Annotated in this window: 9 protein-coding genes; 4 read left to right on the plus strand and 5 right to left on the minus strand. The window is 63.9% G+C overall.

Going from position 1 to position 18,327, the window contains the following annotated elements:
- The 3 genes from C1H69_RS07880 to C1H69_RS07890 all read left to right on the plus strand — a co-directional run.
- Positions 1-1,844, plus strand: a 1,844-nt coding sequence (locus tag C1H69_RS07880) for an MBG domain-containing protein (RefSeq protein WP_276308755.1), incomplete at its 5' end; no start/stop codon positions are given.
- 23 nt (positions 1,845-1,867) lie between these two features.
- Positions 1,868-3,529: a ShlB/FhaC/HecB family hemolysin secretion/activation protein gene (locus C1H69_RS07885; protein WP_240609874.1), complete on the plus strand. Its 1,662-nt coding sequence runs from the start codon at positions 1,868-1,870 to the stop codon at positions 3,527-3,529.
- Between the two features lie 363 nt (positions 3,530-3,892).
- Positions 3,893-6,031 (plus strand): CHASE2 domain-containing protein, encoded by a 2,139-nt coding sequence (locus C1H69_RS07890; RefSeq protein ID WP_102652864.1) that lies wholly within the window; start codon positions 3,893-3,895, stop codon positions 6,029-6,031.
- Here the strand turns inward: C1H69_RS07890 and C1H69_RS07895 are convergent, their stop codons facing one another.
- The 5 genes from C1H69_RS07895 to C1H69_RS07915 form a co-directional block, all read right to left on the minus strand.
- Entirely contained in the window at positions 6,032-7,567 is a 1,536-nt protein-coding gene (locus C1H69_RS07895; protein ID WP_102652865.1) for a FecR family protein, read from the minus strand.
- A 34-nt stretch (positions 7,568-7,601) separates the two neighbouring features.
- On the minus strand, positions 7,602-9,011 hold the full coding sequence (locus tag C1H69_RS07900; protein ID WP_133154958.1) for a porin family protein: 1,410 nt from the start codon (positions 9,009-9,011) through the stop codon (positions 7,602-7,604).
- Positions 9,012-9,054: 43 nt separating this feature from the next.
- Positions 9,055-9,816 (minus strand): 3',5'-cyclic-nucleotide phosphodiesterase, encoded by a 762-nt coding sequence (locus tag C1H69_RS07905; protein ID WP_102652867.1) that lies wholly within the window; start codon positions 9,814-9,816, stop codon positions 9,055-9,057.
- A gap of 77 nt (positions 9,817-9,893) precedes the next feature.
- Positions 9,894-10,541, minus strand: coding sequence for a Crp/Fnr family transcriptional regulator (locus C1H69_RS07910; RefSeq protein ID WP_165789436.1), 648 nt, complete (start codon positions 10,539-10,541; stop codon positions 9,894-9,896).
- 48 nt (positions 10,542-10,589) lie between these two features.
- Entirely contained in the window at positions 10,590-11,282 is a 693-nt protein-coding gene (locus C1H69_RS07915; RefSeq protein ID WP_165789437.1) for a cyclic nucleotide-binding domain-containing protein, read from the minus strand.
- Between the two features lie 334 nt (positions 11,283-11,616).
- Between C1H69_RS07915 and C1H69_RS24395 the strand changes: the two genes are divergently transcribed.
- Positions 11,617-18,327: autotransporter-associated beta strand repeat-containing protein (locus tag C1H69_RS24395; protein WP_165789438.1), on the plus strand; the 6,711-nt coding region annotated here is incomplete at its 3' end.

Genomic DNA, 18,327 nt, shown 5'->3' on the forward strand with positions numbered 1-18,327 from the left:
TGGCGGGGGAAGGCGGGTATTGGACGCCGATTGGCAATGCCAGCAACCGCTTCACCGGCACCTTCGACGGCTCGGGCCATGTCATCGGCGATCTGATCGTCCATCACCCCGATATGAGCTATGTCGGCCTGTTCGGCGCCACGGGCAGCGCCAGTGTCATCCGCGATATCGGCCTGCAAGGCGGTCGCGTCGAGGGCGATGAGCATGTCGGCGCCCTGGTGGGCGCCAACGGGGGCACGATCGAGCGCAGCTACGCCACCGGAGGTGTCAGGGGAAACAACTGGGATATCGGGTATATCGGCGGTCTGGTGGGCGCCAACAGCGGCACGATCACACAGAGTTATGCCACGGGCAATGTATGGGGCTACGGCAACCATGCCGGCGGTCTGGTGGGCTGGAACGACGCTGGCGAGATCACCCAGAGCTACGCCACCGGTCTGGTGACGGGCCATGAGAAGAATGTCGGCGGTCTGGTGGGTGCCAACAACGGCACGATCACGCAGAGCTACGCCACCAGCAGTGTGCTGGGCAACGACCATGTCGGCGGTCTGGTGGGCAGGAACAACGGCCTGATCACCCAGAGCTATGCCACCGGCAGTGTGATGGGCCTTAGGAATGTCGGCGGCCTGGTGGGGGGCACTGACGCATCTCCCTCGTCTGTCGTCGATAGCTTCTGGGATATCGAACGCACCGGGCAGCACACCAGTGCCGGGGGAGAGGGCAGAATCACCGCCGAACTTCAGCAGATGTCGACCTTCGCTGGCTGGAGCATTTCCCGCCAGGGGGGGGAGGACAGCGTCTGGCGTATCTATGATGGCCATACCGCGCCACTGCTGCGCGCCTTCCTTGGCGAACTGACACTGAACGTGGCGGATGCCAGCGTCACCTACGATGGCACCGAGCAGAGCGGTGACGCCGGCTGGAGCATCGACGGCCCCTACGACGCCAGTCGGCTTCTCGGTAGCGGCGTCGTCACCGGCAGTGGCAGGAATGCGGGCATCCATACGCTGGGCATGGAGGGGCTGTACAGCCATCAGCAGGGCTACGATCTGATCGTCAACGAGGGCACGCTGACCATAGACAGGGCCCAGGCCACCGTGACCGCCAATAGCGATACCGTGGTCTACGATGGCGAAAGCCACCATGTCACCGGCTTCATCGTCGAGGGCCTGGTGGATGGCGAGGACGCGTCCGTACTGACGGATATCACCACCAGCGGTGGCAGTGGCACCAATGCCGGCAGCTACACCCATGTCGTCGGTGGCACGGCGGACAACTACGAACTGATTTTCGTCGACGGTGTACTGACCGTTACCCCCCGCTCGGTGACGGTGACGGTCGACGATCAGCAAAAGCGCGAGGGTGAGGCCGATCCGGCGCTGACCTGGCAGGCCGGCTGTGGAAGCTCGTTGTCGGATTGCGGCCTGGTGGCCGGTGAGTCTCTGCTCGGTGAGCCGAGCCGTGAAGCCGGGGAGGGGGCGGGCCGCTACATCATCGGGCAAGGCTCGCTCACGCAGGAGGCCAACCCCAACTACGCCATCGCGCTCATCGAGGGAGAATTGACCATCGTGGCCATTCCGCCCGCGCCGACACCCGAGCCCGAGCCAGAACCCGAGCCTGGGCCTGGGCTCGACCCCAGCCCCGAGCCATTCTCTGGCGACATGGCCGACTATCCCGCCCAGGTCAGTCGCGCCGTTCTGCAACGACAGTCGGTCGTGGAGATCGGCGATCCCCCGCCGGATAGCCACGAGCATTCCGCACCGGCCAATGGCCAGGTAGTGGTCGATGTGGAGGACGGCGGTATCCGTCTGCCGGCCAACGCCGTTACCGCTTCCGCGAACTGACGACCACAGGGAAAACCACGATCATGTCGCATACGATGTTTTCTCGTCCCGCCGTGCGCTGGGGTTTCGGTATCGCCCTGCTGGTGTGGCTGGGCAGCGCTTCCGCGCTGGCCCAGGCACCGCCGGATGCCGGACAGATCCTGCAACAGAGCCAGCCGGAAACTATTGCTCCGCGGGCCCCCTCCGTGGAACTCGACCTGCGGGGCGAGCCGCTGATCGAAGAGAGTGCCGGGGGGCAGCGGATCACGCTGACGGGAGTTCGCTTCGAGGGCAATACCCGCTTTACTTCCGGCGAGTTGACGCAACGGATCGGCGACCACCTGGATGAGCCCCAGGATCTGGCCGGGCTGCGTCATCTGGCCAATGAGGTCAGCCGCTTCTACCACGATCATGGCTATCCCTTCGCCCGCGCCCTTCTGCCGGCGCAGTCGCTGGACGACGGGGTGCTGCTCATCCAGGTGGTCGAAGGACGCTATGGCCGGGTGGACGCCACCGGCGACGATGCCGAACTGGTCGCGGCGGCGCGGCCCTATCTGACGCCTTTGAGCACCGGGCGCCTGATCGAGTCCGCCACGCTGGAGCGGCGGATGCTGCTGCTGGGCGACCTGCCCGGCGTGGCCGTCATCCCGGTGATGCGTCCGGGCGATGAGATGGGGCGGGGCGATCTGGAGGTGCGGGTGAGCGAGGCCGAGCGGATGACGCTGCAGGTGGGTGCCGACAACCACGGTAGCCGCTATTCGGGAGAGTATCGTGGCCGGGTAGGCGTCGCGGGCCGTCGCCTGCTGAGCGTGGGCGATGAGCTGAGCCTGAGTGCGCTTTACTCCAACGAAGCGACCTGGCTGGGCAGCGTTCGCTACTCGCTGCCGCTGGGCGCCAGCGGCCTGCGTGGCGCGCTGAGCTATGCCCATACCGACTACAGCCTGGGCAGAGGCTTCGAGGGCTATCGCGGTACGGCGGCCATCTATTCGGCGGAGCTGAGCTACCCGCTGGTGCGCCGTCAGCGGGCCAACGTGGCGCTGAGCGCTCGCTACCAGTACAAGGACTTGGACGATACGGTCGACTTCGCCGACTATCGCAAGGCTACCGAAAGCCATGGCCTGCCGCTCGGCGTGCAGTTCGATGCCAGGGACTCGGTGGGCCGGGGCGGAGTGACCTACGGTCGCCTGACCCTGACCCCGGGGACGCTGAAGCAGTCGCAACGGCTATCGCGGATCGAGCTGCCCGATGCCGACTACGGCTTCGCCAAGGCAAACCTGGACGTGGCCCGCTTGCAGGCGCTGGGACGCGGCATCGACCTGCATGGCCGTTTCGAGGCCCAATGGGCCGACCGCGGTGACCTGGACGGCTCGGAAAGCTTCGATCTGGGCGGCCCCCATGGGGTGCGGGCCTTTCCCGTTGGCGAGGGGCTGGACAGCCGTGGCTGGCTGGCGCAACTGGAGCTGCGCTACCGTGCCGGGCATGGCTTGGCGCCCTATCTGTTCTATGACCTGGGCCGCACGCCGGACGGCGGTATCGACAGCGGCGACGCCCGCTCCCTGGCCGGCGCCGGGGTGGGGCTGCGCTACCGGCGCGCCGGGCTCGACCTGGACGTCGCCAGCGCCTGGGAGGTCCGCGGTGGCGATGCGCTGTCGGACGATCGCCAGCGAGACCCACGGCTGTGGGCCACGGCGGCGTATCGGTTTTGAGCGCGGGGCTGACGCGTATCGTGGAGTCTTTGTTACACTGCAACCCATGAAAGGCTCCAAGAGACGCGCCACGCGTGAGCGATACGCCAACCACCGTTGCCAGCGAGACTCCCCCCGTGGTCCAGGGGGAGCTGTTCGCGCGGGTACTCGACGAGCCGATGGCGGTACCGCTGCGGAATGGTCGGACCTGGGTCTTCAGTCGAGGCGTCGAACCGGGGTGGAAAAAGCAGGTTGTGGGAGATAGCCTCAGCTCGCGAACGCGGAGTTGCCCAGGCAGGCATCATCGCCCCGGCGGCTGCCTCCGCCGGGGCAACGTTCGTGTGGCGTTTCTGACCGTCGCCTCGTGGCCTAGGAAGGTGCGGCATGGCATTTCCTAGCCCTTGGAATCGCGTCCGATGGCACTGGGCTCAGCACCTGGGTGCGTTGGCCATTCTGGGTGCGGTCCTGCTTGAGACACTGGGTGTCACACCCGTGTCATTGCTGGAGCGGCTGGAATGGCAAGCCTACGACATGCGCGTGCGCCACTTCCTGCCCGACGATGCGGACCCCGCGTTGGTGATCGTCGATATCGATGAGCGGAGCCTGCACGCGCTGGGGCAGTGGCCGTGGCCGCGAACGCTATTGGCCGATCTGGTGACGGCACTGTTCGAGGACCATGACGCCGCCCTGCTGGGCCTTGACGTGGTCTTCGCCGAGCCAGAGCGCTTACCGCCCCCCGCCGATGGGGATCGGCGGCTTGCCGATGCCCTGTCGGCTTACCCCGTGGTGCTTGGCTACTATTTTCAGTCCCGGTGCGGTGAAGGGGACCCGCCTTCGGTGGGCAACCTGCCGTGGCCGGTGACGGTGGAGAGCGACGCGACACTGCCCGTGCCGCATCCCGAGCGCTATACGGGCAATCTTCCCGTGCTGCAGGACGCCGCCATGGGCGCGGGATTCTTCGACAATCCACGGGTCGATGACGACGGCGTGTTCCGGCGTGTGCCCATGTTGCAGGCATGGCAAGGCGACTACTATCCGTCATTGCCGCTGGCCATGCTGATGGCCATGCTGGGGCAGCCGCCGGTCACGCCGGTGATCCATGAAGCGGGGGGTATCCGGCAACTCGAAGCACTGGACGTGGGCGGCTTCGAAATTCCGGTCGATGGCCAGGGGGCGGCACTGGTGCCCTGGTATGGGCCACGCGGCCATTTCCGTTCGGTGTCGGCGGTGGATGTCCTCGAAGGACGTGTCGAACGCGATGAGCTGGCAGGCGCCACGCTGATACTGGGTGCTTCGGCACCGGGACTGATGGATCTGCGCTCGACCCCGGTGGGTGCGGTCTATCCCGGGGTCGAGATCAACCTGAGCCTGCTGGCGGGAATGCTGCACCAGCGCTTCATGGCCGAGCCACCCTGGGTGGCCGGCGCCGAACTGGTGGGGCTGTTGCTGCTCGGTTTGTTGATGAGCGTGCTGTATCCGCGGCTCGGTGCGCCGTTACTGCTGGGATTCAGCCTGGCACTGGCGGCGCTTGCCGTGGGCGGCAATCTATGGGCCTGGGATGGCGGGCTGGCGCTGCCCATTGCCGGTATGCTGGTGCTGGTACTGGCACAGACGATCTGGCACCTGGCATTGAACCTGCTGCGCGAAGGCCAGCAGAAGCGGTGGGTTGCCGAGCGCTTTGGCCAGTATGTGCCCCCCGCGCTGGTCAAGGAGATGGTGGATAGCGGGGAGAGCTTTGGCCTCGAGGGGGAGGATCGCGAACTGACGGTGCTGTTTTCCGACGTGCGGGGGTTTACCTCGTTCGCCGAGTCGATTCCGCCCGCCGAGCTGACCTCGGTGATGAACCGCCTGCTGACACCGCTGACCCACGCCATCCACCAGCATGGCGGCACCATCGATAAATACATGGGCGATGCCGTCATGGCTTTCTGGGGCGCGCCGCTCGCCGATGCGAATCACGCTGAACGCGCCCTGGAAGGGGCCTGGGCGATGCTCGCGGCGCTGGAGGAGGTGAACCAGGAGTTCGAAGCCGAGGGCAAGCCGCCCCTGGCCATGGGCGTGGGGCTCAATAGCGGCATGATGAGCGTGGGCAACATGGGTTCGAGCTTTCGCATGGCGTATACCGTGATGGGCGACCAGGTGAATCTCGGCTCGCGCCTGGAGGGGCTGACCAAGGTCTATGGCGTCAATCTGATCGTCAGTGAGTCCACTGCCGAACGCGCGCCCGGCTGGGCGTTCCGGCGCCTGGACCGGGTGCAGGTGAAAGGACGGGATGCACCGCTGTGGATTCTGGAACCGCTGGGCAGGAAACCGACGCTCTCCGCACGGCAGCAGGCGTGGCTGCGGGCTTACGAGGCGGCGGTGGCGCGCTATCAGCAGGGGGACGTCGAGGCGGCCCAGGCGGCATTCCAGGCGCTGCCCGACGATGACCCGCCGACCCGCCTGTATCTCGCGCGGTTGGCCGAACTCCATGATCGGCCAACCGCGATGTGGGACGGCGTATGGCGCCATCGTGACAAGTGATCAATATCCGATAAGACGCTCGAAGAGGCCGGTGCCGCTATGTAACGCGTCCTCGTTCCAGGCTTCGATCAGGCTCATGATCGCCTCCGCGTCGTCGCCGATATAGTGACCGACAAGAGAGCCGCCATCGAACGTGCCATCGCCTTCGAGTGGAATGCTCCAATTCATGCCGAATTCCTCGGACGTTTCTCCCATCCCCATCTCGATGGATAGCGTCCCATGCTCTCCATCCAATTCCAGGAATATGCCGATCTGATACTCCTCGAACCCTGACCCTGAATCGAGTGTCGAAAGCGTGATCGCCCCATCGACGATATCGATGCTTTCGTGCTCTCCGTCGATGTCGATGAGCGGTGTGCCATCTCGCCAGGCGAAGACGAACACCTCGCCCACTGCCGGTGGATCCACCGGGAGGATGTCGGATACCAGCAATTCGGGAGAGGCGCTGATAAAGGCCAGTGACTGGTCGAGGGGGCCGAAATCGCTGTCGGGAACCTCGGTGCCGGCCTCCCAGTAGCCCCAGGTGACCTCGCCCTCTCCAATGGCGAAGGTGCCCAGCCCCTGTGGTTCGACCTCCCGCTCGTAGAGATCGGTGAACATGCTCGCGAAATCGTCTTCCGTCAGCAGGGTGTGGCCATCCTCTGGATGATGGCCCAGCCATGGCTCCGGCTCCGGTTCGGGGTCGGGGTCGGGGTCCGGGTCGGGGTCGGGGTCGGGGTCGGGCGCTGGTATGTCATTCTCAGGGACGTCGATATCCTGCTCATGCAGGCTTTCGATGACCGCCTCCGGCAGCTCATCGCTCGTTTCCACGGCGAGCAGGGTGGCGCGCTCGAAAAAGCTGCCGCCGGTATCGTCACTCGGTCCCGGCGCTGGCGTTTCCCACCCGCCGAACAGTGAGCGGGCATCGGGGCGCGGCTCGGGCATCTGTCCATGGCTTGCGGCAAAGAACACCTCCCCCGGGCGGGCCAGGCGTGTTCCCGCCTCTGTGATGATGGCCACCAGGCCACTCTCGACCATGAGGTAGCTTCCCTGTGTGGCATCGGGTAGCGGTGCATAGCCCTCCTCCGGGATATGCAGGATCTGGAAACTGGTACCGCGGATGCCCATCGTTGCCACGGGCGTGGCGTGGTTGACGTTGTCGGGCGCGGCCTGGCCAATGGCACCGGTGATCACTCTCAGGCCACCGCGCAGCAGTTCGGTGCTTTGCTGCGAGTTCCGTGGCTCCTCGGCGTCATAGCGATGACGTTCGAGGGTGAAGGTGCTGTTGGGCTTGATGGCCATGCTGCCGCCGTCGTCATAGCGAATCTGTACGCTGCTGGCCGCGGCTGTTTCGATGGTGTCGCCGGCATGCAGCTCATCACCCCGTTCGACGGGGGTCTCTTCGCCATCACGCTGGAGAACGGCGTTTCCGTGAACGAACATCACCCGGCCGGCGGGTGACCCGGCAAGGACGGGAAAGGTCGTCAATGCCAGGATCAACAGGCTCCAGTGAGCATTGTCCTTTACCCGATGCCACCATAACGCGATATGAGCCATGATGATTTACCTGTAAAAGAGAGGAAGGTCCGCGCTAAAACAAATAATTGATGCCCAGGCGGGCCTGATGGCGGTGCATGTCGAAGAAGGCGATATTGGAATCGCGCTTTTCGTAGTGGGCCGAGGCCTGCAGCAGCCAGGACGAACCGAGCTGGTAGAGCCATTCGACACTGGCTTCCCAACTGCCATCGCGACGCACGGCGGGCTCGAACTCGTTGTAAATCGCGAAGCCTTCATCCCGATACTCTCGCCAGCGATGATCGAGGTCGAGACGCCACTGCTGACGGGCGCCGACGGGAATGTCGGCTCCCAGCCCCACCAGGTAGTGATTCAGATCCCCACCATCGCGTGCTGCGGCGCCATCGGCGCGGGTCCACTCGCGTTCGACGAGGGCGCGGGCACGCAGTGCCCAGCCCGCCTGGGGCATATGCAGTTCGACGCCCAGGCGTCCGCTGTCGTGGTCGTGACGCGGCGCCTGGTCGAAACGGTTGTCCCGCCACTGGGCATGCCAGCGCAAGCGACTGTCCTCCCCCACCGGGTGGCGATATTCGGCACCGATGCCCCAGCGCATCAGCAGGCTGGAGAAGTCGGTGTCGTGCCAGGCCTTCAGAGTCTGCAGGGTGAAGCGCCACGAGCGCTCGGCACTCAGCGCATGGCGCCAACCCAGTTGACCCTGCAGAGCACTCAGGTTGTAGGGCTGGGCCTCGTCCTCCAGGTAGTGGCGGGACTGCAATGCCGTGTCCAGCTCGATGCGTTGATGATCGGTGATGGGATAGTGCCCCTGGTAGCGCGCACCAAGCTGCTGGAACAGGCTGCCCTGGCGTGACAGCTCGATGAGCTCGATCTCTTCCACCAGCGGGCGCAAGGCCTCGGGAATGAGCTGGTTGGGGTCGATGAAGAACTGGCCGGGAAAGCGCTGGGCATTGCTGTCGTAACCGCTTTCCAGCGTCAGCCGCGCACGATGTCGGGGGCCATGTTCTCTACGCTGGTGCGCTTCGATGGCGTCACGGTAGCGGCGCATCGCCACCTCAGCATCCGGGGGGGCGTCCAGCGCTTCGAGTCGGGCCAGTTCCCGGCTGGCGGCATCGATCTGGCCCAGACGCAGATGCGTGGCCACCAACTCCAATCTGGCCCCGGCGTGACGGGGCTGATTGAACAGAACTCGCTGCAGGGCCAACATGGCATCGCTCAGGTGGCCCGCCCTGAGGGCCGAGACACCCAGCCAGTAATCGTACTCCACGGTACCGGCATGCTCTTGATCGAGCTGACGCAGTCGTTGGTAAGCGGCGTCCGGCTGGTTGGTTTCCAACTGCCGCTGGGCATTGGTCAGCGTGTCTTCCAGCGCCATCGTGGTGCCCTGCCAGAGCAGTGCCGTCGCCAGGCAGGTGAGCAATAGTGCCTGCCGTATGGCGCCGCCGCAGCGAGCTTGCGTAGAACCTGTCAAGAAATACAGCATCTCAGAGTGCACTATTTGTCGTTGGATGAAGTTACAAGCATGTCCACTGGTAGTCGTGGAGCACTGGTATGAGTTCCGCCTCGATCTCGCCGCGGTAGGCAGGCTTCAGGTGGCTGATCCACAGCCTTTCGGGCGGGTGGGCCAACTGCCCGAGCAATTGCCTGACGAGTGCCGGTGTCATGTGGCCGGACTGCTTCGCCAGGCTGGCATGCCGGTCGGGGAAGGCACACTCCAGCATCAGGGTGTCGATCTCGCCCAGCCGCTGGAAGGCGACCACCAGTTCGGCATCCAGCGTGGTATCGCCACTGAACACGAAGGGCGGGAGATCCGCCGATGCGACCCGATAGCCAAGGGCGGGTACGCGATGGCTGACCGGAAATGGCGTAATCCCTAGCCCACCTGCACCGCCAATGTCGACGCGTTGCCAGGGCGCCAGTGGCACGAAGCGCATCACCGGATACCGGCGGCTGGGGAGTACGCTGAAATCGGGCCAGACCTTCCGGTTGAACATATGGCGTTGCAGCGTACCGATGACCTCGGGCAGCGCCATGACCTCCAGGCAGCCCTGGTTGGCCACCAGGTGGTCGAACAGGCTGTCGATGAGAAACGGCAGATAGACGGTATGATCGAGGTGGGCGTGGGTGAGAAAGACATGGCGGATCTGCCGCATCTCTTCGAGCGTCAGCTCACCCAGCCCGCTCCCGGCATCGATCAGCACGTTGCCGGCGCGCAGGGCCGTCGTCCCTTGCCCCCTGCCGATGCCACCACTGGCTCCCAGGACCTCGATCAGCATGGCGATTTCCTTGTGGTCATTCCCATGAGCATTTCCACGTCAATGCGGGGCCAGATACGGTGTAAAGGCGACGACGATCATCGCGCCAGTTTGCGTGCCATATCGGCACCGATGATGCTCTGCATGGCATCCTTCAAGTGCGGCATGCGTTTGTATATCGACTCGAGGTCGCCGCGACGCCAGATGAGATAGTCGAGCGGCTCGCTGGCGACGACATCCGCGCTGGAAGGCTTGCCGGTAATGAAACTCATCTCTCCAACGAAGTCACCAGACCGCAGTGTGGCGCGCTCGGTGTCACTGGTGTGAACGTGCACCGCGCCATCGAGAATGAGAATGAGCCGATTCGGCTGCTCGCCCTGCCGAACCAGTGTCTCACCCGCTTCGCAGCGCCGAATGACACTGGGTTGAAGAATCTTGAGCATTTCCCGTGGCGACAGCATTTGGAAAGTATGCTGATGCAGCCAGGATTGCCTTTGGTCGAGCGAAACAGCGCGGCGTTGCAGCAGTAATACGGTGAGATTGAAGGCATTGATGACGATGAAGGCAATGACGATGAATATCATCGGCCAGCCCAGGGCCGAGTAAAGGGAATCGATCTGAAAATAGAAGTAGGGCAGCGTAAAAAAAGCGGCAACGATGGTGATCACTCGCAGATAGGCCATGTCCCGCATCATGTACGAGAGGCAGAACAACATGTTCGCGACTAGCAGCAGTCCAGCGCTCATGGGCTCATGTTCCGATGGAAAGAATGGGATATTCCATGATTGAGGCATTCATTTTTCTCTGCGTCCCGATTTCCATCTCGTGTCCTCTATATCAGAGTAAAAGGGAGGGTACCGTGTCAGTTTTTGCGCCATATCGGCGCCGATGACGTTCTGCATCGCGTCCTTCAGGCCGGGGGAGCGCTCGTATAACGTCTCGAGATCTCGGCGATACCAGATGAGATAGTCGAGCGGCTCGCTGGCGATGACATCCGCACTGGCAGGGTCACCCGTGACGAAGCTCATTTCTCCGACAAGGTCGCCAGGCTGCAATGATGCACGGTGGACACCGTCGGCGTGAACCTGCGCCGCGCCATCGAGGATGAGAATGAGACGGTCCAGTTGCTCGCCTTGCTGAACCAGTGTTTCGCCGGCCTCGCAGTGCTGGCTGATGCTGAGATGAAGAATCTTGAGCATTTCCCGTGGCGGCAGCATGCGGAAAGTGTGCTGGTGCAGCCAGGATTGTCTCTGGTCGAGCAAGACGGGGCGGCGCTGCAGCAGTAGCACGGTGAGGTTGAACGCATTGATGGCGATGAACATCCCTTGCCAGCCCATGGCCGAGTAGAGCGGTGTGGCTTGGAAATAGAAGTAAGGCAGCGTACAGAAAGCGGCGATGATGGTGATCGCCCGTAAACAGGCCATGTCTCGCACCACATATGCGAGGCAGAATAGCAAGTTCGCGGCAAAAAAAAGACCTGTGGTCATGGACTCGTGTCTCGACGAGATTTCCATCATGGTATCTGGAACGGAACCCCGAGACAAAACTTGTCTCTGCGTCCCTGATTGGGGCGCTTTTTTGCCTCTGCGTCCTTTTTTTCGGCGCTTCTTTGCCTGTGCGTCCCGATTTTCCTGTCGTCGGTTGTGACCCCTCTCATGCCTTGGTACCACTGTCCTGATACCACAAGGGCATACAACCGCCTTCTCGGCCCTGGTGTGCTATCGCCACCGGCGAGCCTGGGTGGGTGAATAACGCTCGAACGATCGACGATAAAAGGAAGCGCTGAACATGTTCAGTGTTTCCAGAACGCAGGGGAACAGCATGAACCGCACCTACCGCACCTTCTTCAACCGGGCGCTGGGCGCCTGGCAAGTCGTTGGCGAAACCGCCCGCCGCCGGGGCAAGGCATCGCGGGGGTGCGGCAGCGCCCTGCTTGCTGGCAGCGCCGCCGTGGCGCTGCTTGTGGCACCCCCGGCGTGGGCAACGGCCACGTTCGATGAAACCGATGACGCCGGCCCAGGCACCTTCCGCGACGCGGTAGACACGGCCAATGCCGATTCCAGTATTGCCACGGTGTATTCGGAACTTGCGGCGGGCTCCGAGGTAGCACTGACCGGCGGCGCGGTGGCGATATCGACCGACCTGACCCTCGGCGGCGCAGCGCCTTTTACGCTGTATAGCGACGACTCCAATGTGCTGGAGCTATCCGGTAGTGGCCGCACGCTGACGCTCGGCGATCAGGTGACCGTCTTATCCACGCGTAACGAGAGTTTCGGCATCCTTGCCGAGGGCGGCGGGAACACGATCAACGTTCTGGGGCTAATCGAGACGGAGGGGCGTGGCGGCTCCCACGCCATCTATGCCCAGGGGGGCAATAATACGATTGAGGTACCGGGGGAGATAGAAACACGGGGCGGGGGTAGTGCTATCCGGGCTGAGGGCGGCGGCAATACCATCGATGTCTCGGGCAGGGTCTTTGCCTTAGGCGTAAGGACTACTGTCGCTGCCTACGATGGCAATAACACGATCAATGTGTCGGGCGAGGTTTTGGCGCCTGGGGGCCAAGGGACTCATCTTAACGATGCTCATCGCGCTATTTCGGTCTCTGGCGGCAATAACACGATCAACGTTTCGGGGACGGTCAAGGCAGCTGGGGCCCGTGAGCCCTCCCGAGGCATCCAAGTTCGCGATGACGACAATACCGTTGATGTCTCGGGCAGCGTCGAGTCGGTCAACTCCGCCGGTATCTATGTCAGTGGTGAGGGCAATACGGTGACGGTGACCACCTCGGGCAGGGTCGAGTCGGTCAACGCCGAAGGCATCGGCGTCTGGGGTGAGGACAATACGGTGATCGTCTCGGGCAGGGTAGCGTCCAGTTCCGACGAGGGGGTGGCGATCTCACTCAGAGGTAGTCAAGGTAGCCGCTATAACCGCCTGGAGTTGCATGACGGCTACGAGATTGTCGGCGACGTGGTGGCCAATGACGCATCGTTTCACGAAGGCTTCAACAACACTCTCGCCCTGGGTGGTGACGGCCATGGCAGCTTCGATGTCGGCGAGATCGGCGACCTGGACTCGGAGGTCAAGTACCAGGGCTTCGACCGCTTCGAGACGCTCGGCGAGAGCACCTGGACGCTGACCGGCAGCATCACCGAAACCACCCCATGGACGCTTACGGGCGGCACCTTGTCCGTCTCGTCCGACGGACAGCTTGGCGCCACCTCGGGCAGCCTGACCTTCGACGGCGGCACCCTGCGGGTAACGGGGACGGACTTCGCCTCGACCGATCGCAATATCGTCTGGGGCAACGATGGCGGCGGTTTCGATATCGCCGAGGCCGGGCATACCTTCACCCTGTACCAGGAGATCGATGGCGACGGCGGGCTGACCAAGCGCGGCGCCGGTACCCTGCAAGCCGGCCACGCTAACGCTTTCGTCGACGATACGGCCTACACCGTCGATGGCGGCATCCTCGACCTGAACGGCAATGACCTGACGATGTCGTCGCTGCGCGGCGGCAAGGATGGCGAGATCACCCTGGGCTCGGCCAGACTGACCATCGATCAGGACGCCAATACCGAGTATGCCGGCGATATCACCAGCGACGTTGACAACAGTGGCTTCATCAAGCGCGGCGATGGCACCCTGACGCTGATGGGCGAGGTCGATCTACATGGCAACGCCGCTACCATCGTTGACGGTGGGGAGCTACGTATCGCCGACGGCGGCGGCGTTTCAAGCCAAGGCGGCATGATCGGCAGTGCCACCAACACCAACACCAACGGCGCGGTAACGGTCAAGGGCAACGGCTCGCAATGGAATAGCGGGAGTTACCTCGATGTCGGCTATTCCGGCAGCGGCGAATTGAACATCGAGGCGGGGGGAACCGTCTCCAATGCTTCATTCGGTATCATTGGCCATGAGAGCGAGGGCGAAGGCACGCTGACGGTGACCGGCACGGGCTCGCGCTGGGACAACGGGTGGGATATCGAGGTTGGCCGGCACGGCCGCGGCACGCTGACCATCGCCGATGGCGGTGAGGTCGCCGTGGATAGAGGCGGGAATGGGGTGGGGGGTGTCACCATCGCCAATCATGACGGCTCCACCGGCACCCTGAATATCGGCACCGCCGCCGGCGAAGGCGCCACCGCGCCGGGGGTGCTGGAGACGGATACGCTCACCTTCGGCGATGGCAGCGGTCGCCTCGTCTTCAACCATGACGACACCGACGGCCATGACTTCGATGCCGATCTGCTCAGCGGTGGCGATGGCACTCACACCATCGACCACCACGCCGGCACCACCATCCTGAGCGGTGACAACGAGGGCTTTAGCGGCGACACCACCCTCTCGGGCGGCACGCTGCGTGCCGGCCAGACGAACGCCTTCGCCGACGATACGGCTTATATCCTCGATGGCGGCACCCTCGACCTCAATGGCCATGACCTGACGATGTCATCGTTATCCGGCGGCGGTGGCTTGGTGAGCCTGGGCTCGGCCAACCTCACCATCGACCAGGGCGGCGTTACCGAGTATGCCGGCGATATCTCCGGTGGCGGTAGTCTGATTCATCAGGGCGACGGCACTCTGACGCTGATGGGCGAGATCGAGTTCAACGGCAATGTCACCGTCGCCGATGGGGAGCTACGCATCGCCGAGGGTGGCAGCGTCACGAACGACGAAGCCACCATCGCCGATGGCAAGGTGACCGTGACCGGCGAGGGCTCGCGATGGACGAATAACGGTTTCCAATTCTATGTCGGTCGCGAAGGCAGTGGCGAATTGACCATCGCCGACGGTGGCCACGTCAGCAGCCCTGTGTTCAGCTATATTGGCATGGCTGGCGGCACCGGTACGGTGACGGTGACCGGCACGGGCTCGACCTGGGCAGGCAACGAGTTCGAGGTGGGTGGGCATGGCATTGGCGAATTGACCATCGCCGACGGTGGTGCTGTCACTGGTAAACATATGGGTATCGGCGCCGACGGCACCCTGAATATCGGTGCGGCCGCCGACGAAGGCGCCACCGCACCGGGTGTGCTGGAGACGGATACGCTCACCTTCGGAAGTGGCGATGGCAACCTCGTCTTCAATCATACCGCCGACGACTACGGCTTCGAGGCCGACCTGGCCAGTGAGAGTGGTGCCGATGGCAACCACACCATCGACCACCACGCCGGCACCACTACGCTAAGCGGTGACAGCCAAGGCTTTATCGGCACCGCCACGGTCTCGGGCGGCACCCTGATCGTCGAAAATACGCTGGGTGGCTCGGTCGGTGTCGAGAGTGGCGGTACCCTGGGTGGCTCGGGCAGCGTAGGCGACACCACGGTGGCCGATGGTGGCACCCTGGCTCCCGGTAACTCCATCGGCACGCTGACGGTCGACGGCGATCTGGCGCTCTCCTCGGGCTCGATCCTCGCTTATGAACTGGGCGTGCCGGGGAGCAGCGACCGTATCGACGTGACCGGCGACCTGACCCTCGATGGCACGCTCGACCTGGCCCAGAGTGGCGACGAGGACGACGGGGAGGTTGGGCTGGGTTACTACCGGCTGATGACCTTCGGCACACTGAACGATGACAGCGATGACCTGGCGATTGGCAAGACGCCCGATCTCACCGGTGTCGGCGCCTATCAGGTTCACACCGGCAATGGCTACGTCGACCTGTTCATCGCCGCGCTCGGCGATGACGACATGCAGCACTGGCAGGGCGGCGATGGTCTCTGGAACGATGATCAGTGGCGAAACCAGAATGGCGATATCGATGTCGCTTGGGCCGGCAATACCGCTATCTTCGAGGACGCCGGCGGCCATCAGGGCGGCACGATTACCGTCATCGACATGGAAACGTTGTTCCAGGGCCTGCAATTCCGCGACGAAGGCTATACCTTGGTTTCCGGGATAGATGGTGCCCTTCAGACCGCTGATGACGGCAGCGAGATCCGCGTACTGGCCGACAGTGCCGAGATCGCCGCCAGGATTCACGGCGATGGCGGCATCACCAAGACCGAGGCCGGCACTCTGATCCTCTCCGGTCACAACCGCTACACCGGCGGCACCGTCGTCCAGGCCGGCACCCTGCAAGCCAGCCATGAGAACGCCTTCGTCGACGAGACGGCCTACACCGTCGATGGCGGCACCCTCGACCTCAACGGCCATGACCTCGTCATGTCATCGCTGCGCGGCGGCGATGATGGCGAGATAGCCCTGGGCTCGGCCAGACTTACCATCGATCAGGACGTCGATACCGCGTATGCCGGCGATATCTCGGGTGGTGGTAGCCTGATTCATCAGGGTGGCGGCACCCTGACGCTGATGGGCGAGATCGAGCTCGGCGGCGATGTTACCGTCGACGACGGGGAGCTACGCATCGCCGACGGTGGCAGAGTCACGAACGATGAAGCCACCATCGCCGATGGCAAGGTGACCGTGACCGGCGAGGGCTCGGAGTGGATCAATGAAGGCTCCCAGTTCACTGTCGGTCGCGAAGGCAGTGGCGAATTGACCATCGCCGACGGTGGCCACGTCAGCAGCCCTGTGTTCAGCTATATTGGCATGGCTGGCGGCACCGGTACGGTGACGGTGACCGGCACGGGCTCGACCTGGGCAGGCAACGAGTTAGGGGTGGGGAGGACTGGCACTGGCGAATTGACCATCGCCGACGGTGGTGCTGTCACTGGTAAATATATGGGTATCGGCGCCGACGGCACCCTGAATATCGGTGCCGGCACGGGGGAAGATGCCACCGCGCCGGGCGTGCTCGATGTGGATACGGTTTATTTCGGCGATGGCATGAGTCGCCTCGTCTTCAATCACTCCGATACCGATGGTGATTACACTTTCGCTCCCCGCCTCTCGAACGACGACATCATCGACCATCAGGCCGGCACCATCGACCACCAGGCTGGCACCACCACATTGAATGGTGACAACTCAGGCTTTAGCGGCGAGACCACAGTGAGCGGCGGCATACTGGTCGTCGACACCACCCTGGGCGGCACGGTGACCGTCAACGCCGGCGGCACCCTGGGCGGTGGCGGCACGGTGGGCCGCACCACGGTGACCGATGGCGGCACCCTGGCGCCGGGGTCGCGGAACGGCAGCGGCGGTACGCTGACGGTGGCGGGGGATTTGACCCTCTCCTCCGGCTCGATCCTCGCCTATGAACTGGGCGTGCCGGGAAGCGATAGCGACCCTGGCACCAGCGGCCATATCGACGTGGAAGACGACCTGACCCTCGATGGCACCCTCATGCTGTCCGATGCCGGCGAGGCCGGCCCCGGCTACTACCGGCTGATGACCTACGGTGGCAGTCTGTTCGACCACGGCCTGGCGGTCGACGATACCCGCTGGGACGACTACGACATCCTGACCGGCAGCGATGGCGTAATCGACCTGTTCATCACCGCCGTCGGCGACGACGAGGTGCAGCACTGGCAGGGTGGCGATGGCACCTGGCGCGCGGATGGCGAAACCTGGCTGAACCGGGGCGGCAACCTGCCCGCCACCTGGGCCGGTCACCATGCGGCCTTCAAGCATGAGCCAGGCGGCTTCGACGGCGGCGAGATCAGCGTCGAAGGCACCCAGCATTTCAAGAGCCTGCAATTCGTCGACGAAGGCTACCGGCTGGAAGGCCCAGGCGTATTGCACACCAGCGGCGATGGCAGCGAGATCCGCGTACTGGCCGACAGCGCCGAGATCGCCACCGAGATCACCGGCAGTGGCGGCATCACCAAGACCGAGGCCGGCACGCTGATTCTCAGTGGCGACAACAGTTACCAGGGCGGCACCACCGTGCTGGCCGGCATCCTGCAAGCCGGCCATGAGAACGCCTTCGTCGACGAGACGGCCTACACCGTCGATGGCGGCACCCTCGATCTCAACGATCATGACCTCGTCATGTCATCGCTCTCCGGCGACGGTGGCGAACTGGCCCTGGGCAACGCGACGCTGACCGTGGATCAGCAGACCGACACCCGCTATGCCGGCACGATCAGCGGCGACGGCAAGCTGCGCTTCAGCGGCGGTGGCAGCGTCGAGCTGACCGGCGACAGCAGCGGCTATGCGGGAACGACCGCGGTCGACGGCACCACCCTGACCGTCAACGATCACTTCGGTGGCTCGCTGGCCGTGGGCAACGACGGCCGGCTGCAGGGCGATGGCACAGTGGGTGCCACCACCCTGGCCAACGATGCCACCATCGCCCCCGGCAACTCCATCGGCGAACTGACCGTCGACGGCGATCTGACCTTCGACGCTGGCTCCAGCTACGAGGTGGAAGTCGATCCTACTGGCAGCGACAGCGATCATATCCATGTCACCGGCACCGCTTATCTCGACGGCTCGGTGGCGCATATCGGCGAATCGGGTGACTACGATCCCGAGAGCACCTATCGCATCCTCAGCGCCGAGGGTGGGCTGGACGGCGAGTTCGATGACGTGAGTTCCACCTTCGCCTTCCTCGACGCCGCGCTGGAATATGACACCGAGAGCAGCCTTCACGGCGTCGACCTGACCCTGACGCGTAAC

The sequence above is a fragment of the Billgrantia endophytica genome, assembly GCF_002879615.1.
GTDB lineage: Bacteria > Pseudomonadota > Gammaproteobacteria > Pseudomonadales > Halomonadaceae > Halomonas > Halomonas endophytica.